This window comes from Halomicrobium sp. HArcht1-1 (genome assembly GCF_058933285.1).
On the sequence record NZ_JBZYDL010000001.1, the window covers coordinates 59,595 to 74,339 of the forward strand.

General features: G+C 65.8%; 20 protein-coding genes. 9 read left to right on the plus strand and 11 right to left on the minus strand.

Features of this window, described 5'->3' with window-relative positions; translation table 11 throughout:
• Positions 1–65: 65 nt before the first annotated feature.
• Entirely contained in the window at positions 66–734 is a 669-nt protein-coding gene (locus AC5FRZ_RS00370) for a hypothetical protein (protein WP_493563576.1), read from the plus strand.
• Positions 735–1,003: 269 nt separating this feature from the next.
• On the plus strand, positions 1,004–2,377 hold the full coding sequence (locus AC5FRZ_RS00375; RefSeq protein WP_493563577.1) for a sulfatase: 1,374 nt from the start codon (positions 1,004–1,006) through the stop codon (positions 2,375–2,377).
• Between the two features lie 12 nt (positions 2,378–2,389).
• Here the strand turns inward: AC5FRZ_RS00375 and AC5FRZ_RS00380 are convergent, their stop codons facing one another.
• Positions 2,390–2,902 (minus strand): hypothetical protein, encoded by a 513-nt coding sequence (locus tag AC5FRZ_RS00380; RefSeq protein ID WP_493563578.1) that lies wholly within the window; start codon positions 2,900–2,902, stop codon positions 2,390–2,392.
• An 86-nt stretch (positions 2,903–2,988) separates the two neighbouring features.
• On the opposite strand from AC5FRZ_RS00380, the gene AC5FRZ_RS00385 reads away from it, so the two are divergent.
• Positions 2,989–4,023, plus strand: coding sequence for a Gfo/Idh/MocA family protein (locus AC5FRZ_RS00385; protein WP_493563579.1), 1,035 nt, complete (start codon positions 2,989–2,991; stop codon positions 4,021–4,023).
• Positions 4,024–4,029: 6 nt separating this feature from the next.
• Here the strand turns inward: AC5FRZ_RS00385 and AC5FRZ_RS00390 are convergent, their stop codons facing one another.
• Positions 4,030–4,374, minus strand: coding sequence for a hypothetical protein (locus AC5FRZ_RS00390; RefSeq protein WP_493563580.1), 345 nt, complete (start codon positions 4,372–4,374; stop codon positions 4,030–4,032).
• Positions 4,371–4,565: a hypothetical protein gene (locus tag AC5FRZ_RS00395; protein WP_493563581.1), complete on the minus strand. Its 195-nt coding sequence runs from the start codon at positions 4,563–4,565 to the stop codon at positions 4,371–4,373. Before AC5FRZ_RS00395 ends, AC5FRZ_RS00390 begins: the two co-directional genes overlap by 4 nt.
• A gap of 105 nt (positions 4,566–4,670) precedes the next feature.
• Here AC5FRZ_RS00395 and AC5FRZ_RS00400 point away from each other — a divergent pair, with 105 nt between their 5' ends.
• A complete protein-coding gene (locus AC5FRZ_RS00400) occupies positions 4,671–5,015 on the plus strand; it encodes a winged helix-turn-helix domain-containing protein (RefSeq protein WP_170092849.1) in 345 nt (114 codons plus the stop codon).
• On the plus strand, positions 5,016–5,312 hold the full coding sequence (locus AC5FRZ_RS00405) for a DUF7521 family protein (protein WP_153552269.1): 297 nt from the start codon (positions 5,016–5,018) through the stop codon (positions 5,310–5,312).
• Positions 5,313–5,330: 18 nt separating this feature from the next.
• On the opposite strand, the gene AC5FRZ_RS00410 is transcribed toward AC5FRZ_RS00405, so the two are convergent.
• The 3 genes from AC5FRZ_RS00410 to AC5FRZ_RS00420 form a co-directional block, all read right to left on the minus strand.
• Entirely contained in the window at positions 5,331–6,545 is a 1,215-nt protein-coding gene (locus tag AC5FRZ_RS00410) for a Gfo/Idh/MocA family protein (protein WP_493563582.1), read from the minus strand.
• 49 nt (positions 6,546–6,594) lie between these two features.
• Positions 6,595–7,407, minus strand: a complete 813-nt coding sequence (locus AC5FRZ_RS00415) for an aldo/keto reductase (RefSeq protein WP_493563583.1) — start codon at positions 7,405–7,407, stop codon at positions 6,595–6,597.
• A gap of 81 nt (positions 7,408–7,488) precedes the next feature.
• Positions 7,489–8,241 carry a DUF429 domain-containing protein gene (locus AC5FRZ_RS00420; RefSeq protein WP_493563584.1) on the minus strand — a complete coding sequence of 251 codons (753 nt, stop codon included), beginning with the start codon at positions 8,239–8,241 and terminating at the stop codon, positions 7,489–7,491.
• Positions 8,242–8,449: 208 nt separating this feature from the next.
• On the opposite strand from AC5FRZ_RS00420, the gene AC5FRZ_RS00425 reads away from it, so the two are divergent.
• Entirely contained in the window at positions 8,450–8,644 is a 195-nt protein-coding gene (locus tag AC5FRZ_RS00425) for a cold-shock protein (RefSeq protein WP_018256778.1), read from the plus strand.
• Positions 8,645–8,814: 170 nt separating this feature from the next.
• Positions 8,815–9,504, plus strand: coding sequence for a carbonic anhydrase (locus AC5FRZ_RS00430; RefSeq protein WP_493563585.1), 690 nt, complete (start codon positions 8,815–8,817; stop codon positions 9,502–9,504).
• Here the strand turns inward: AC5FRZ_RS00430 and AC5FRZ_RS00435 are convergent.
• The 4 genes from AC5FRZ_RS00435 to AC5FRZ_RS00450 all read right to left on the minus strand — a co-directional run bounded on the left by AC5FRZ_RS00435 (position 9,494) and on the right by AC5FRZ_RS00450 (position 12,572).
• The gene (locus AC5FRZ_RS00435) at positions 9,494–10,756 is read right to left on the minus strand and encodes a glycosyltransferase family 87 protein (protein WP_493563586.1); all 1,263 of its coding nucleotides are present in this window, start codon (positions 10,754–10,756) and stop codon (positions 9,494–9,496) included. The two genes, AC5FRZ_RS00430 and AC5FRZ_RS00435, sit on opposite strands and share 11 nt — an antisense overlap.
• Positions 10,753–10,935, minus strand: a complete 183-nt coding sequence (locus AC5FRZ_RS00440) for a hypothetical protein (RefSeq protein WP_208628888.1) — start codon at positions 10,933–10,935, stop codon at positions 10,753–10,755. Before AC5FRZ_RS00440 ends, AC5FRZ_RS00435 begins: the two co-directional genes overlap by 4 nt.
• A gap of 58 nt (positions 10,936–10,993) precedes the next feature.
• Positions 10,994–11,500 carry an archaellin/type IV pilin N-terminal domain-containing protein gene (locus AC5FRZ_RS00445; RefSeq protein WP_493563587.1) on the minus strand — a complete coding sequence of 169 codons (507 nt, stop codon included), beginning with the start codon at positions 11,498–11,500 and terminating at the stop codon, positions 10,994–10,996.
• Between the two features lie 70 nt (positions 11,501–11,570).
• Entirely contained in the window at positions 11,571–12,572 is a 1,002-nt protein-coding gene (locus AC5FRZ_RS00450) for a glutathione S-transferase family protein (protein WP_493563588.1), read from the minus strand.
• Between the two features lie 136 nt (positions 12,573–12,708).
• Between AC5FRZ_RS00450 and AC5FRZ_RS00455 the strand changes: the two genes are divergently transcribed.
• Positions 12,709–13,239, plus strand: a complete 531-nt coding sequence (locus AC5FRZ_RS00455) for a 50S ribosomal protein L16 (protein ID WP_015761633.1) — start codon at positions 12,709–12,711, stop codon at positions 13,237–13,239.
• A 101-nt stretch (positions 13,240–13,340) separates the two neighbouring features.
• Positions 13,341–14,207, plus strand: coding sequence for an ATP-grasp domain-containing protein (locus AC5FRZ_RS00460; RefSeq protein ID WP_170092859.1), 867 nt, complete (start codon positions 13,341–13,343; stop codon positions 14,205–14,207).
• 9 nt (positions 14,208–14,216) lie between these two features.
• Here AC5FRZ_RS00460 and AC5FRZ_RS00465 read toward each other — a convergent pair whose 3' ends face one another.
• Positions 14,217–14,609: an Hsp20/alpha crystallin family protein gene (locus AC5FRZ_RS00465; RefSeq protein WP_018256786.1), complete on the minus strand. Its 393-nt coding sequence runs from the start codon at positions 14,607–14,609 to the stop codon at positions 14,217–14,219.
• Positions 14,610–14,745: the final 136 nt, after the last annotated feature.

A 14,745-nucleotide genomic window follows, 5' to 3' on the forward strand; every position in this document is an offset into this window, starting at 1 on the left:
AACGTCGCAGTGCCGAAGCGGATCTTATGGACTGGGCAGATGATCTAGCATACGCGGTTCACGATATGGAGGACTTCTATCGTGCTGGGATTATTCCACTACATCAGTTGCTCCACAGTGAATCAGAGGAGAGAGACGAGTTTCTGAATGATTGGGCAAACAAGACAGATGGTGTGTCGGTTGATGATGGTGAAGAGATTTTAGAATATTTAAAAGAGATATCCGGTGATACGCTCCAAACATCATTCAGCGGAAGCGAGTTGGAGAGATATGATCTGAAGGAGCTATCGTCTAGACTAATAAGTAGATATATTGGTGTAGATGGTGGAGGCCTTAGTCTGCAAAATAAACACAAAAAGAGACACTTTCTCCAGATTGGTGAACAGTTGAGGAATGAGGTTAGCCTCCTCAAACATATGACTGTGTACTATGTTATCCTAGATAACAGTCTTGCTGCTCAACAGCGTGGACAAAAGAAGGTCATAGGTGAGTTATTTGATGTGGTATATAATGCGACACTTCCAGATAATGACCCGGAAAGTGAGAACCTTCGTATTGTACCCAACAGGTATCATGAGACTGCAGAAGAACTGGTACAAAATGGCAATAGCAAGTCAAGGTCCAGATTTGCAGCAGATGTGATAACAGGAATGACAGAAAAGCAGGCGATACAACTACATAAGCGGCTAATGGGTGAAACGCCAGGTTCGCTACAAGAGAGAATACTGCAGTAGACCATCGGAAGTAAACCAAGGAGATCTACTAGATCATAATCCGATCTACAGTCATAGTAACTGTCTCAGTCCACCAAGAACCACGACACGAACCCCGTCACATCGCGATAGAGCTCCGCTCTCGGACCCAGACGGTAGCTGCTACTGTCGCAGTGCGTACTGCGAGCGATCTCTCCGGGCAAACGCAGCGGTTCCGCGCACGTCGGCGGTCCTCCGACCGCCGGCCACGAGCGAAGTTTGTATGACGGACGGCCGAAAAGGGACGCGTAATGGGATCGCCGAACGTCTTGCTCGTCGTGCTCGATGCGACCAGGAAGGACCACCTCTCCTGTTACGGTTACGACCGGCCGACGACGCCGGAGTTGGAGGCGTTGGCGCAGGCGGGGACGCGCTACGAGCAGGCGATCGCGCCGGCACCGTGGACGCCGCCCTCCCACGCGTCGATGTTCACGGGGCGGTATCCGTCCGGGCACGGGAGTTTCGGCACGCAGCCGCTGGGAGAGTACGACGGGCCGACCGTCGCCGAGTTGCTCTCGGCGGCGGGGTACGCGACGTTCGGGTTCAGCAACTCCCACCACACCAGCATCGAGCAGGAGTTCGACCGCGGGTTCGACTACTACCACGACATCCTCGCGTTGCCGCGGTTCATGGACACGATGTACGAGCCCAGCCTGGATTTCCTCCGGTTTCTCCCGCGGTACTTCCGGGACGGCTACGACATCTCGGACTTCCAGCGGCGCAAGCTCGAAACGCAGGTCCGGCGGGCCGACGACCCCTTCTTCGGGTTCATCAACTTCAACGCCGCACACGCGCCCTACAGGCCACCCGAGGAGTTCAGAGCGCCGTTCGAGGAGCGGTTCGACGACTGGGACGCGGTCGACGAGACGGCGGCCCGGAAGGTCGGCGACGACGAGGGGTACGAGTACATTCTGGGCGACGTGACGATGTCGGCGACGGAGTGGGAGCTCGTGGAGTGCTGGTACGACGCCGAGATCAGGTACGTGGACGCGCTGCTGGGCGAGCTGTTCGACTGTCTGCGACGGCAGGGGGTCTACGACGACACGCTCGTCGTCGTCACCGCGGACCACGGCGAGCACTTCGGCGAGCACGGGCTGGCCTACCACCAGTTCTCGCTGTTCGAGGAGCTGCTCAACGTCCCGCTGCTGGTCAAGTGGCCCGAGAGCGACCGGCCGTCGCCGGCTCCCGGGACGGTGTCGGACCGGCTCGTGTCGCTGGTCGATCTCGTCCCGACGATCTGTGAGTGGGCCGGCGTCGGGGTGCCAGACGAGGTCGACGGCCGGGCGCTGACCGGCGACGACGACCGCGATGCGGTCTTCGCGGAGTACGACCGACCGTATCCGCCGCTGCGCGAGCGGCTCCAGCAGTACGACAGCTTCGAAGCCTACGACAGGGGCTTGCAGGCGGTTCGGACCGAGACGCACAAGCTGATCCGGCCGACAGTCGGGGAGAGGACGCTGTATCGCCTGACCGACGAGGGCGAGGTCGAGGTCTCCGACGACGAGCGCGAGGCGGCACTGGCCAGCCGGCTGGACGAAACGCTCGACCCACTTCCCGATTCGAGTCGAACCACGGAGCTAGACGATCACGTCAGCGACCACCTGGAGAAGATGGGCTACCTGTGAGGGCCGGCGGTGTCAGTAGTCCCGGACCGCGGCGACGATCCCCGCGGTCTGGCCGACGCCAGCGACTGCGAGGCCGGCGACAAGCACCAGAGGGTCGCCGCTCACGACGGTCCCCGCGACGTAGACGATCGCGCCGAGAGCGCTCAGGACCGCACCGCCCGTGTACGCCAGCGGCGAGCGGTCGACGTGCCGGCCGGTGTACGCCAGTCCGCCAGCCGGGACGAGCAGCCAGCCGACGACGGTGAGCCACAGCAGCGACGACGCGGGCGGCGTCTGTAAGAGGCCGGTCGTCCCGAGCAGCGTGAGCGCGAGCCCGACGAGCAAGACGAGTCGCCACGCGCGCAAGACGCCGCGGCGCATCGCCGACCACGAGAGCACGGTGAAGGCGACGAGGACGGCGTCCATCACCAGGTGAGCGATCAGGACCGTCCGGAGCGCCAGCGCGTCCAGGTGTGCGGCGATCGCGAACGTCCAGGCCAGCGGCACGAGGACGACGGGACCGTTCTCGCGGAGGCGACGAAGCATACAGAGCGCATTGTGATCGGCCCACAAGAACGTGGTGTGACACTGGCGCGCACAATCCTTTTGCCGTCCCGCACTGATGGTCGAGTATGACATACCGGGTCGTCGGCGCGAACTTCGACCAGATGCACATGAACACGAATCTCGGCTGGGCCCACGACCACCCCGAGATGGAGGTCGTCGCCGTCTGCGACGAGGCGCCGGAGACCTCGACCGGCTCCGTCGAGACGGCGGTCGAAGAGTGCGGGCTCACCGAGGACGACGTCTACGACGATCTGGAGCAGTGTCTCGAAGCGACGACGCCGGACGTGGTGTTTGGCTGCCCGCGAAACTCGGAACACGCCGCGTTCGTCGAGCGGGTCGCGGCCTACGACGTACACCTCGCCATCGAGAAGCCCATGGCCGTCACGCTCGCCGACGCCGATCGGATGCTCGACGCGATGGCCGACACGGACCGGCGCTTCGTCGTCAACTGGCCGGTGATGTGGGACCCCGTGAAACACACCGTCGAGGACCTCGTGGCCAGTGGCACCGTCGGCGACGTGATCGAGGTCCAGTACTACGGGGGCAACGCGGGCGCGCCGCCGGACGACAGCTGGTTCTACGATCCCGAGGACGGCGGCGGCTCGATGCTTGACTACCTCGGCTACGGTGCGACGTTCTCGACGTGGTTCCGCGGGGGAGAGCTGCCCGAGTCGGTGACCGCCGAGCGGTACGTCCCGGAGGGGATGGACGTCGACGTACAGAGCTCGACGATCTGTCGGTACGAGGAGGGGTTGTCGACGCTCCAGACCTCCTGGCGGCTGCTCACCAATCCCTGGGAGATCCAGCCCCAGCCGGTGAAGGGGTACGAGATCGTCGGGACCGAGGGGACCGTCAGCACGCGCACCCCCGACGCGGCGATCCGCGTGACGACCGCGGATCGACCGAAGGGGTACACCGTCGAGCCGGAGCCGCTGCCCGACCGCTTCGAGAACCTGGCAACCTACCTCGTCGACCTGATCGAGACCGACCGGGAGCCGGAGGGGCCGGCCGATCCCGCCTTCTGCCGGGAGGCCCACCGGATCATCGAGACGGCACGCCGGAGCGCACAGCGGGGCGAGCGGCTGGACCTGGTGGAGTGACCGACGTTACTGGAGGTTCACGGTCAGCAGCCACGCCTGCCCGAAGGCGATCGCGCCGAGCACGAGGTGGACGAGCGTCTCGTAGTACCGCGGACGGACGGCCGTCTCCAGATCGAGGAGGAGGCGGGCCGGTCGCAGGCAGAGGTAGGCCGTGACCGACAGCGCGGGGAGCACGGTCAGGCCGAGCAGCCGCGGGCCGCGAGTGATCGAAAGCTCGCCGTCGACGCCGATGTGCCAGCCGACGATCATCGTCTCCGGGAGCGACGGGGCCAGCAGGAACCCCGAGACGGCCGTCGCGAGGACCAGCCCGAGCGACGTGAGTTCGGGGAGAGCGCGACGGGAGACAGTCACGGCTCGCTCACGACCGTTGGGTCGGCGCTGGCGCTGTCTCGATTCGACGGTCCCGTTCGGGGCTGTGTGGAGGTCGGGTGGGCGGCCGGCGAGGTGCGTCCGTATCGCCAGACGAGGCCGACGGCCAACGCCGAGACGGCGGCCACGAACAGCGGTCCGAACGCGCCGGGGACGATAGCGGTGTCTGACATCGGTAGGGCACACTGGGTCGGCCGGGAGCATAGGAACACGACCAGTGCTTCACGCGCTGAAGCACCGGAGTCGTTTTTACGGTCGCCTCGCGCGTACCGACTACCGTGAGCGAGGACCCCGATATCGGGACTGTCGCGGGGCTGCTCGAAGACGAGACAGCGCGACGCATCCTCACGCAAACCAGCCAGGAACCCATGTCAGCGAGTACACTCGAACAGCGGTGTGACGCGTCAGGACCGACGATCTACCGTCGGCTCGAACAGCTCGAAGCGTCCGACCTGATCGTCGGACAGACCCGGCCCGACCCCGAAGGAGGCCACCACCGGACGGTGTACGAGCCGAACGTCCGGAGCGTGACCGTGGAACTGGTCGAGGGGGAGCTGGAACTGTCGATCGACCGCCGGGAGAACATGGCCGACCGGCTCACGCGGTTCGTGGAGGAGATCTAGATGACGATAGAGACACTCGTGACGGTCGGACTGTTGTTACAGGGCTACGAACTGGTCGGTGCGGCGCTTGGCCTGTTCATCGCCTACCTGGCGTTCAGGGGCTACCGGCGCAACGACAGCCGACCGATGCTGTTCTTCGCGATCGGATTCGGCATCATTCTGGGGTTGCCACTCCCCGTCGTCGCGTTGTCACTGCTGTTCCCGTGGCTGTCCGGTCCGGGGGGACAGGCGATCATCCAGACGTTCGAACTCGTCGGTCTCCTCTGTATCATCTACGCGCTCCGGATGGATCCCTGACGGTCACACCGTCGGCTATTACTCCCGTGCGGGCGGTGGGGTGTACTCCTCCAGATCGGCGTCCCGCAGGTCGACGTCGGCCCCGTCTTCGGCGGCCTTGTACGCGGCCATGCAGAGCCGGAGGATCCGGACGCCGTCGGACAGGTCGAGCCTCGCGTTCTCGCCGGCTCGGAACGCCGCCACTGCGTCCCGGTTCTCGGCGACGAACCCGCCCGTCACCACGTCAGCGGCGGCGATGGGCATTCGCCCGCTGGTGGCGGTCTGTTTCTCCGCCCACCCCTCGCCCTCGCCCAGTTCGTCCGAGAAGAAGACGCTGGAAGACTCGTCGTCGGACAGCACCTGCCCGGAGTACTCCGGCCCGAGCAGCTCGATCGTCCGTCGGACGCCGGAACCGACGTAACACCACGAGCCCGTCGCTTCCGAGACGACGGTCCGTCCGTCGCCGTCCTCGTAGCGCACCGTCGTCCGGGCGTAGTCGTCGACCGGGTTCGATCGGAAGTCGACGCCGAAGTCGGCTTCGAGCTGGTCGGCGTAGTCGTCCTGTTGCCACTTGATCGTCTCCGTGTCGGCGGAGACGCTGACCGGTTCGAGGTCGTCCTCGCCGTCCGGGTCCGACAGCAGGAAGTCGTTGCCCGCGAGCGCGTGACACAGCATGTCCGTCAGCGCGCCCCCGCCCTGCTTGCGGCCGTCCCAGAACCACCCGGAGTGGGGACCGCCGTGTTCGGCCTGCGATCGGGCGATGTAGGGACGGCCGGCCCCGCGGCCCTGCTCCCACAGCAGCGTCCGGAGCTTGTCGATGTCGGGCTCGTGGGGCCAGTTCTCCAGATAGGCGTGAGGGAGCTCCGCCCCCTCGACGAGGTCGACGATCCGGTTGGCCTCCCGGAGGTTCCGCGCGACCGGTTTCTCCAGGGCGATTCCCTGTAGCTCGGCCCCGTCTTCGACCGCCTCGACGGCGGCCTCGACCACGTCGACGCGCGTGAAGTTCGGGCTGGTCACCCACAGCCCGTCGACGTCGGGGTCCGCGACGAGGTCGGCGACGGCGTCCTCGCCGTAGACGCTCGGATCGCCCCACCCCTCCTCGCGGCAGGTGTCGGCGAGCGATTCCGCGTTCTCCCGCGTGCGGTTCTGGATTCCCGCGACGTGAACGTCCGGGAGGTACCCCACGCTGGGTGCGTGCGATTCGCGCGTGATGAAGCCCGCGCTGACGAAGCCGATGCCAAAGGAGTCGGTCATACAGGAAGGCAGTGAGCCAACGACTAAAACGCTCAGGGTCGGCTGACCGTTACCAGTTCCAGGGCCCGTGGTCGGCGTCGATCACGCGCTCCCGGCGGTCGATCGAGTCGATCAGGGCGAGATCGTCGTCGTCCAGTTCCAGATCGAGCGCGGCGAGGTTCTGCTGCATGTGCTCGCGACTGCTGGCCTTGGGGATGGCGGCGACGTTGTCGTGGCTGGTGATCCACGCGAGGCTGACCTGGGCGGGCGTGGCGTCGTGTTTCTGGGCGACCTCTCGAATCTCGGGGACATCGAAGACCGCGCCCTTGGCCAGGGGCGAGTAGGCGACGAACGTGTAGTCGTGTGCCTGGGCGTGGGCGACGAGGTCTTCCTGTGGGAGCAGGGGATGCATCTCGGCCTGGTGGGCGAAAAGCGGCGCGTCGAGCACGTCCATCGCCTCGTCGAGCAGTTCGGGCGTGAAGTTCGACAGCCCGACGTGGCGGGTCTTGCCCGCGTCGTAGGCGTCGTCGTAGGCCGGCAGCACTGTCTCGTGGTCGTAGACGCCGGAGGGCCAGTGGACGTACAGCAGATCGACGGCGTCGACGCCCAGCCTGTCGAGACAGCCGTCGATGGCGTCGGGCACCTGGTCGGCCTCGGGGGGCACGTCGTGGTGGACAGTCTTTGTCGAGAGCCACACGTCGTCGCGATCGACGGCCGAGGAGCGCAGTCCCTCACCGACGTACCGCTCGTTCTCGTACACCTGTGCGGTATCGACGTGGCGAAAGCCAACGTCGAGCGCGGTGCTGACGTTGTCGGTCCACTGCTCGCGGTCGTCCTCCGAGTAGGTTCCCAGACCGAGCGGCGGCATGTCGTCTCGTGGCATCACCCGAACCAGTGGTTGGGACGACTTGCCGCTGGCGGTCGCGGACGACACGTGTTGTTCCCGGCGTAGCTCAAGCGCAGGTCACGCCGTCGGCTCGACCAGCGCCGCGTCGGCCCGGTAGACGATCTGCATCGGCAGGCCGTTGTCGTCGAGCGGTGGCCGAGGCGGGAGCGAGCGCAGTCGCCCCTCGTGGGGGAGTGCCGTGTAGGCAAGCGCCACCGCGTCGAGTACGTCGGCGACGGTGACCGGTGCGTCGTCCACCGCCTCGGCGGCGGACTGGACCGCGGGCGGAGCGTCCCGATCGATCGACGCTAGCGTGCGCAGGCGTTCGGCGTACCCGCCGGCAGTCCGGCGGTCGTGCTCCATGCGCTCGCCCGCGAACGCGAGGAAGGCGACTTCTGGGTGGGCGGCGGCGAGGAGATCACGGGCCTCGGAGAACTCCCGGAGCAACTGATCGACCGTCGCGATCGTCTCGCTGAGTTCGAAGGCCCGCTCGGAGAGGGCGACCCCGGTCGCGCGCTCGTGCGTGCGGTTCGCGACGGGGTAGCGCCGCTTGCGCAGCGCCTCGCGTGCCGGCGGGGAGACGATCTCGTCGGCCCGTGGCCCTACGAGGGTGCGGGCCAACTCGTCACACTCGCGCTCGCCCTCGGCTTCCTCGACCAGTCCGATCGGCACGTCGACGAGGATCGCGGCCGCGTCCTCCTCGTAGCGAAACCAGAGGTCACCGATCCCGTCGAAGGTCGCCGCGTGGTCGAACCCCGCCCGGTCGAACGCCACCGCGATCCAGGTCCCGTCGGCGACGTGTGCCCCGACCCAGACGCCGTCGTCTGCCATACCGGCCTCTGGCGGTGAGAACACAAAAACGTACGCCGCGACGACCCGGCACAGATACACTCGTGTGGTGGATTGCTGCCGGACCGGGGTGCAAACCAACGTCGGGCGCGGCGCTGGGAGGGCGGGACGAACCCCATCGGAGACCGTGGTCCGTGGTACACCGACCCTCGGAAGTATTATCCGTCCCCCTCTCATGCGTACAATCGCAATGGCAACCGGTACTGTTGATTTCTTCAACGACACGGGCGGTTACGGCTTTATCGAAACTGAGGACGCTGACGACGACGTGTTCTTCCACATGGAAGACGTGGGCGGCCCGGACCTCGAGGAAGGCCAAGAGATCGAATTCGACATCGAACAGGCCGACAAAGGCCCCCGCGCGACGAACGTCACCCGACTGTAAGTCGGTCGCTTTCGTCAGCGGTCTCGGAGTGCGCGCTCGGCCGTAATCGCCGTTCTGCGTCTCTCCGGCAATTTTCGTTTCTATGAACCGGCCAGCGACGCCGAAGCCGTTCGGTGTCTCACGCCCGGTTCGCCAGTGGACTTAACAGCGCGTCGTGAGATCGTTCGAACATGTCCGAACACGTCCGCGCGAGACTACTGGCGGGAAACCGGGCCCACGTCGAGAGCCGGCCGGCGGACTACTTCGACGGAGTTCAGGAGGAACAACACCCGGCCGCCGTCTCGATTTGCTGTGCCGACTCGCGGGTCTCACAGGAGGGGATGTTCGACATCGACGGCCCCGGCTGGCTCTTTACGCCGAGCAACATCGGCAACCAGGCGTGGGACGTCGTCGACGGCCAGAAGGTCGTCAACGGCAATCTCCTGTATCCGATCGAGTACACCGGCACGAGGACGATCGCGGTCGTCGGCCACACCGGCTGTGGAGCGGTGACGGCGGCCTACCACGCTGGCACGGGATCGAGTCACAGCCACCCCAGCGGGATCGCGAAGTGGATCGACACGCTGGGTTCGGTCGTCGCGGACGGTCTAGAGGCCGTCGACACGGACGCCGACGAGGCGACTGTCGTCAACCGACTCGTCGAGTACAACGTCGACCGACAGGTCGCCTTCCTCCAAGAGGCCGAGGCGATCCCAGACGACGTGTCGGTGTACGGGTTCGTCTACGACCTCCACGGCGCGTACGACGGCCCGCGCGGGCGGACGTACCTCGTCAACGACGACGGCGAGACCGATCCGGCGGCAGTGCGGGCAGCGCTCGACGAGGGAGACGAGGAGTACGCACAGCGGCTCACTTCGTAGTCGGGCGCTCCGTCGGCTCGGCCGCGTCGGACCCGCGAGCGGCGTGTTCGTGGTGCCAGTACACGCAGCCGGCAAAGAGGAGGACGACGCCGACGAGGGGCGGCTGGGCGATCGAGAACAGCGCGCGTGCCGTGGCCTCTAGCGTCGCGGCAGTCTCGGCCGGGAGCGGTGCGACGACCAGCAACTGCTCGACTGACGGGTACGAGATGATCGCGGAGAGGCCAAGCGTCCCGGCAAGAAAGAGCCTGCGGACGCGCCCCGGCTGCAGGCGATAGAGAACGACCAGCAGCGGGTAGTACAGCAGCGAGTAGTAGAACGGCTCCAGTGGCAGGTACGCGAGCGCGGCCAGCAGCGTCGCGAGGAGCCCGACCAGCCGTCCGACCTCGGTCCGCAGGTCGCGAAGCGACGCCAGCACGACCGGGACCAACAGCACCAGCGCGCCGGCAGCGAGCGCGTCGGGAGACAGATCCGGAGCGAGTGCAGCCAGCGGCCGCCGAATCGTCACGAACATCGCCGACGGATCGAGGCCACCCGAGAAGGCTTCTGCCTGCCGCTCGCCGGGGACGACTTCGGTGAAGAAGGTCCACGTCGGCCCGACGCCGAACACGACCAGCCCGGCCGCGATCGTCCCCAGTCCGGTCGCGACCGCAGCGCCGACGGCACGCCAGGACCGCTGGGCCAGGAGCCAGAGCCCGACCACGGCCGGGAACAGCTTCACCGCCCCGGCCAGCGCGAAGGTCCCGCCGGCACGCAGCTCACGGTCACCCGCCAGCAGTCGCGCGCCGACGGCGATCGCCAGGGCCAACTGGAGGTTCACCTGTCCCATCACCAGCACCGGCACCGAGTGGATCGAGCCGAGGACGACCCCACCCACGAGCAGGCGGTCCCGCCGAGCCAGCGCGACACCGGTGTCCTCGATGGCACGGACGATCACCGCCGCGAGGACGGCCGCAGTCACGAGGTTGCACGCGGTCTGGAGCAGGTACGCACCCAGCGGGCTCCCGGTCAGGACGTGCGGGACGAACGCCAGCAACACCAGCGGCGGATAGATGTAGTGAAAGGTCGGATGAGAGGGGGGCGTCACGGCGTAGGGGTCCCCGCCGGCCAGCAGCGTCGTGCCGGCGTGGTAGTACACGTCGGTGGCGACCGCCACCTGTGCGGGGCGAAGCAGCGGCACGGCGAGCAGGTAGACCAGTCCCGCGACGATCGTGGCCGCGAGCGTCGCCCGCACCGCTCTTCGCTCGTCGGTCACTGTGAGTACTTCGTGAGTTCCGTCAGCGGAACGAGCCGGTGTTCGACCGTCGGCTTCGTGTATCCGGCCGACTCCTCGGTGACGCCGGCAGTGTACACCTCGACTTTCTGCTGGAGCACGTGGGGCTCACCCTGCTTGTTCTTGATGATGTCGACCGATTGCCACGCCTCTGATTCCATGCCCGTTCTGAGAGTGGCGACCTACCTCATACTTGCGGTGGTCACTACCCCCGACCGATCAACGAGTCGGCTCCCAGCGCCAGATGATCGCCGACTCCTCGCGGTCGGGCTCCTGTGGGTTCCAGACCAGGAGAATGCGTGCGTCGCCGAGATCGAGGTATCCGCCAGGAGCCGGCTGGGGCGTCACCTGGTTCGCACCGATCGAGATCGTCTCGCCGGCTTCGAGGGCCGAGCCGGCCTGTGTCCCCAGCGGGTCGACGCTCTCGTCGACGGAGACCGGCGTCCCCGTCGCGTCGACCGCACCACGGAGCTGCAGAGACAGCTGGCGGGTCTCGATCCGGTCCCCGCTCCGAACGGTGAGATGGAAGTACTGACCGTTCGGTGTCGTCTGTTCGTCGTACTGTGCCGTCATCGCGACCGACGGCGCGGGCTCCTGGCCTCGGTCACCGAACTGAAGTGCGAAGACGCTGATCGTCGCCGCGAGTACCACGACGATCGCGACCAGTACCACCACGCCGACGACGGGACTGACGCCTCTGTCACCCCGACCACCCACGGTCGTCATCGTTCCGTCCGTCGGCCTCGAACGGGTTAAACCATCGTTCGAGATCGAACGGTGAGACCGTCAGCCGCGGTTAGTCGGCCGTTTCCAGCAACGCCTCTGGTGGCTCGCCGGGAAGGTCGTCGCGGTCGTGGGGCGCGTCGAAGTCGGGCTCGGGGCCGGCCGGGACGATCCGCTTGGGACTCACGTCCGGGTGGGTCGTGTAGTAGTGCTCTTTGATGTGGTCCATGTTCACCGTCTCGCTCACGCCCGGCGTCTGGTACAGGTCGCGCAGATACGGCCAGAGGTTGTCGTACTGCTCGATGAGACGGCGATTGCACATGAAGTGGGTGTGGTACACTTCGTCGAACCGCACCAGCGTCGTGAACATGCAGATGTCGGCCTCCGTGAGTCGGTCGCCAGCGAGGTACCGCTGGTCGGCCAGCACCGCGTCCCAGTGGTCCAGCGCGTCGAACAGTTCGTCGACGGCGTCGTCGTAGGCCGCCTGACTGTCGGCGAAACCGGTACGGTAGACGCCGTTGTTGATCGGCTCGTAGATCTCGTCGATGATCCGGTCGACCGCCTCGCGGTAGCCCTCCGGGTAGAGGTCCACGTCTCGGGTCGCGATCGCGTCGAACTCGGTGTCGAGCATCCGCAGGATCTCTTCGGACTCGTTGTTGACGATCGTCTCCTCGCGTTTGTCCCACAGCACGGGAACGGTCACTCGACCCGTCATCTCCGGGTCGGCGGCCTGGTACACCTCCCGCAGGTAGTCGCTGCCGTTGACGCTGTCCTCCGTACAGCCGGCCTTTTCTGGCGTGAACTGCCAGCCGTCGTCGCCGCGGAACGGATCGACGTAGTCGACGGAGATCGCGTCTTCGAGCCCCTTCAACGACCGGATCAGCAGCGTTCGGTGAGCCCACGGACAGGCCAGACAGACGTAGAGGTGGTACCGGCCGGCTTCGGGCTGGAAGCGTGCGTCGGGATCGTCCTCGATGCAGTCTCGGAACGACGTGGTACCCCGCTCGAACTCCCCGTCCTCGTTCGTCGTCTGATAGGCGTCGGTGCGCCACTCCCCGTCTACGAGCATGTTCATCGTACTCTCTCTTGGGGCTACACGTTCAAAAACGGCCCAGTGACACGCGGGTTACCGTGCAACAGCGACACACGGAGACGCCGGGAGTTCGAAGGCTTAATACGCTCGCTCGGCCACGTATCCGCCAAGAGTATCTATGTCGGACAAGCCAGCCTCGATGTACCGGGAAATCAACAAGCCCTCGTACACGCGCCGCGAGTACATCACGGGCATTCCCGGTTCGAAGATCGCACAGCACCAGATGGGTAACAAGGACGCCGACCCCGAGGACTACCCGGTCCAGATCTCCCTGATCGTCGAAGAAGAGTGCCAGCTGCGCCACGGTTCCATGGAGGCCTCGCGCCTCTCGGCGAACCGCCACCTCATCAAGGAGTTCGGCGAAGGCAACTACAAGATGACGCTGCGGAAGTTCCCCCACCAGGTCATCAGAGAGAACAAACAGGCAACCGGTGCCGGGGCCGACCGTGTCTCCGACGGCATGCGCCAGGCCTTCGGGAAGATCGTCGGCACCGCCGCCCGCGTCCAGGCCAACGAGCGTCTGTTCACGGCCTACTGCGAGGTCGACCAGGCCGAGGAAGTCAAGGAAGCGTTCCGCCGTGCGTACAACAAGATCACGCCACCGTGCCGCATCAAGGTCGAACGCGGCGAAGAGCAGCTGATCGCCTGAGCTAAAGCGGCGCTGGCAGATTTCTTCCACCTCGGGCTTCGGTAGTCGGTTTTGTCCACGCCGAGCGTCAGATTCAGGGGCACAGCACCGAAGAGCAACGTATGCTCAGGCTGGCCGTGCCGACGAGAGCCGAGACGTTCGATCGCATGCGCGAGCCACTGGCCCAGCGTGGGATCGAAGTCTCGCACGTCCGGACCGACGAGCGGACGGTCTCGCTCGCCGACTCGCCGTTCGACGAGTACGACGCCGGCTTCGTCTTCCCGCCGCGACTCGCCGAGGGCGGCGTCGCCGATGCACTCCTGGACGTGCCGTGGGTCAACGACCGCGAGGCGATCTTGCGTTCCCGACACAAGGGCGAGGCACTCGCCCACCTCTCGCAGGCCGGCCTCCCGACGCCCGAGACCGTCGTCGTCTCCAACCCGGTCGACGAAGCCGACCTCAGAGCAGCCTTCGAGCAGTTCGATCCGCCGGTGGTCGTCAAGCCCAACGCGACGACCCGCGGGGTCGGCGTCGCGAAGGCCCACGACCTCGACTCGTTCCTGGGCGTCTGTGACTACCTCGATCTGGTCCACGACTATCGGGCGACCGGCGACCAGTCCTTTCTCGTCCAGGAGTATCTCCCCGACGCACGGGACTACCGGGCGATGATCGTCGACGGCGAGTACGTCGGCGCGGTCGAGCGCCGCCTCCCCGAGGACGCACTGGCCAGCGGCCAGTGGAAGCACAACGTCCACCGCGGGGCCGAGGCCACCGGCGTGACGCTCGCGCCCGAAAAACGGGAACTGGCACGGCGAGCAGCAGCGGCGCTGGAGATCGACTATCTCGGCGTCGACCTCCTCGTGACCGACGAGCGGACGGTCGTCAACGAGACGAACGCACGCCCGACGATCGACAGTGCCACCAAGTACGAAACGGGATTCTGGGACGACGTCGCGGCGCTGATCGAGACGACGGCAAAGAGCCAGTAGGCCAGCGATTCAGTTCAGACTGATGTCGCTGGGATCCTCTGCACGGTCGAACGTGACTTCGAGAATACCGTTGTTGTACGTCGCGTTCGCGGAGTGCTCGTCGACGCGGGCGGGCAGCGTGATCTGGTCGTCGTAGTCGCGGTGGGTCCCGGCCGCTTCGATCGTCAAGACCGTCCCGTCGCACTTCAGATCGATGTCGTCCTTGTCGACACCCGGCACGTCGGCGACGACCCGGAGCTGATCGTCCGTCTCGTGTACGTCGAGGTGCATATCTGTGCCTCTCGAACCGCCGCCACCCTGTTCGATGTGGACGTCGCCCTCCGGTCCCATCACGTCGTTCATCATCCGCTCTAGCTCGCGGAAGAACTCGTCGAAGGGGTCGTCGCGGTCGTCGCGTCTCATCCTACCTACCCTAGACGGACGTTGGGGAATAAACCTTCGGCCCACCCGTTGGAGAATCAGACGCAGGTCTACAACGAGGACGACCGAGGGCGACAGTGAGCGGCCCGTATACGTGGATACGCTGATGGCCCCACGT

Excerpts from the sequence above, each read along its gene's own strand:
- AC5FRZ_RS00370 (WP_493563576.1), top strand. The coding sequence starts at position 66 with ATGGAGGACTTCTATCGTGCTGGGATTATTCCACTACATCAGTTGCTC.
- AC5FRZ_RS00375 (WP_493563577.1), top strand. The coding sequence starts at position 1,004 with ATGGGATCGCCGAACGTCTTGCTCGTCGTGCTCGATGCGACCAGGAAG.
- AC5FRZ_RS00380 (WP_493563578.1), bottom strand. The coding sequence starts at position 2,902 with ATGCTTCGTCGCCTCCGCGAGAACGGTCCCGTCGTCCTCGTGCCGCTG.
- AC5FRZ_RS00385 (WP_493563579.1), top strand. The coding sequence starts at position 2,989 with ATGACATACCGGGTCGTCGGCGCGAACTTCGACCAGATGCACATGAAC.
- AC5FRZ_RS00395 (WP_493563581.1), bottom strand. The coding sequence starts at position 4,565 with ATGTCAGACACCGCTATCGTCCCCGGCGCGTTCGGACCGCTGTTCGTG.
- AC5FRZ_RS00405 (WP_153552269.1), top strand. The coding sequence starts at position 5,016 with ATGACGATAGAGACACTCGTGACGGTCGGACTGTTGTTACAGGGCTAC.
- AC5FRZ_RS00410 (WP_493563582.1), bottom strand. The coding sequence starts at position 6,545 with ATGACCGACTCCTTTGGCATCGGCTTCGTCAGCGCGGGCTTCATCACG.
- AC5FRZ_RS00415 (WP_493563583.1), bottom strand. The coding sequence starts at position 7,407 with ATGCCACGAGACGACATGCCGCCGCTCGGTCTGGGAACCTACTCGGAG.
- AC5FRZ_RS00420 (WP_493563584.1), bottom strand. The coding sequence starts at position 8,241 with ATGGCAGACGACGGCGTCTGGGTCGGGGCACACGTCGCCGACGGGACC.
- AC5FRZ_RS00425 (WP_018256778.1), top strand. The coding sequence starts at position 8,450 with ATGGCAACCGGTACTGTTGATTTCTTCAACGACACGGGCGGTTACGGC.
- AC5FRZ_RS00430 (WP_493563585.1), top strand. The coding sequence starts at position 8,815 with ATGTCCGAACACGTCCGCGCGAGACTACTGGCGGGAAACCGGGCCCAC.
- AC5FRZ_RS00440 (WP_208628888.1), bottom strand. The coding sequence starts at position 10,935 with ATGGAATCAGAGGCGTGGCAATCGGTCGACATCATCAAGAACAAGCAG.
- AC5FRZ_RS00445 (WP_493563587.1), bottom strand. The coding sequence starts at position 11,500 with ATGACGACCGTGGGTGGTCGGGGTGACAGAGGCGTCAGTCCCGTCGTC.
- AC5FRZ_RS00450 (WP_493563588.1), bottom strand. The coding sequence starts at position 12,572 with ATGAACATGCTCGTAGACGGGGAGTGGCGCACCGACGCCTATCAGACG.
- AC5FRZ_RS00455 (WP_015761633.1), top strand. The coding sequence starts at position 12,709 with ATGTCGGACAAGCCAGCCTCGATGTACCGGGAAATCAACAAGCCCTCG.
- AC5FRZ_RS00460 (WP_170092859.1), top strand. The coding sequence starts at position 13,341 with ATGCTCAGGCTGGCCGTGCCGACGAGAGCCGAGACGTTCGATCGCATG.
- AC5FRZ_RS00465 (WP_018256786.1), bottom strand. The coding sequence starts at position 14,609 with ATGAGACGCGACGACCGCGACGACCCCTTCGACGAGTTCTTCCGCGAG.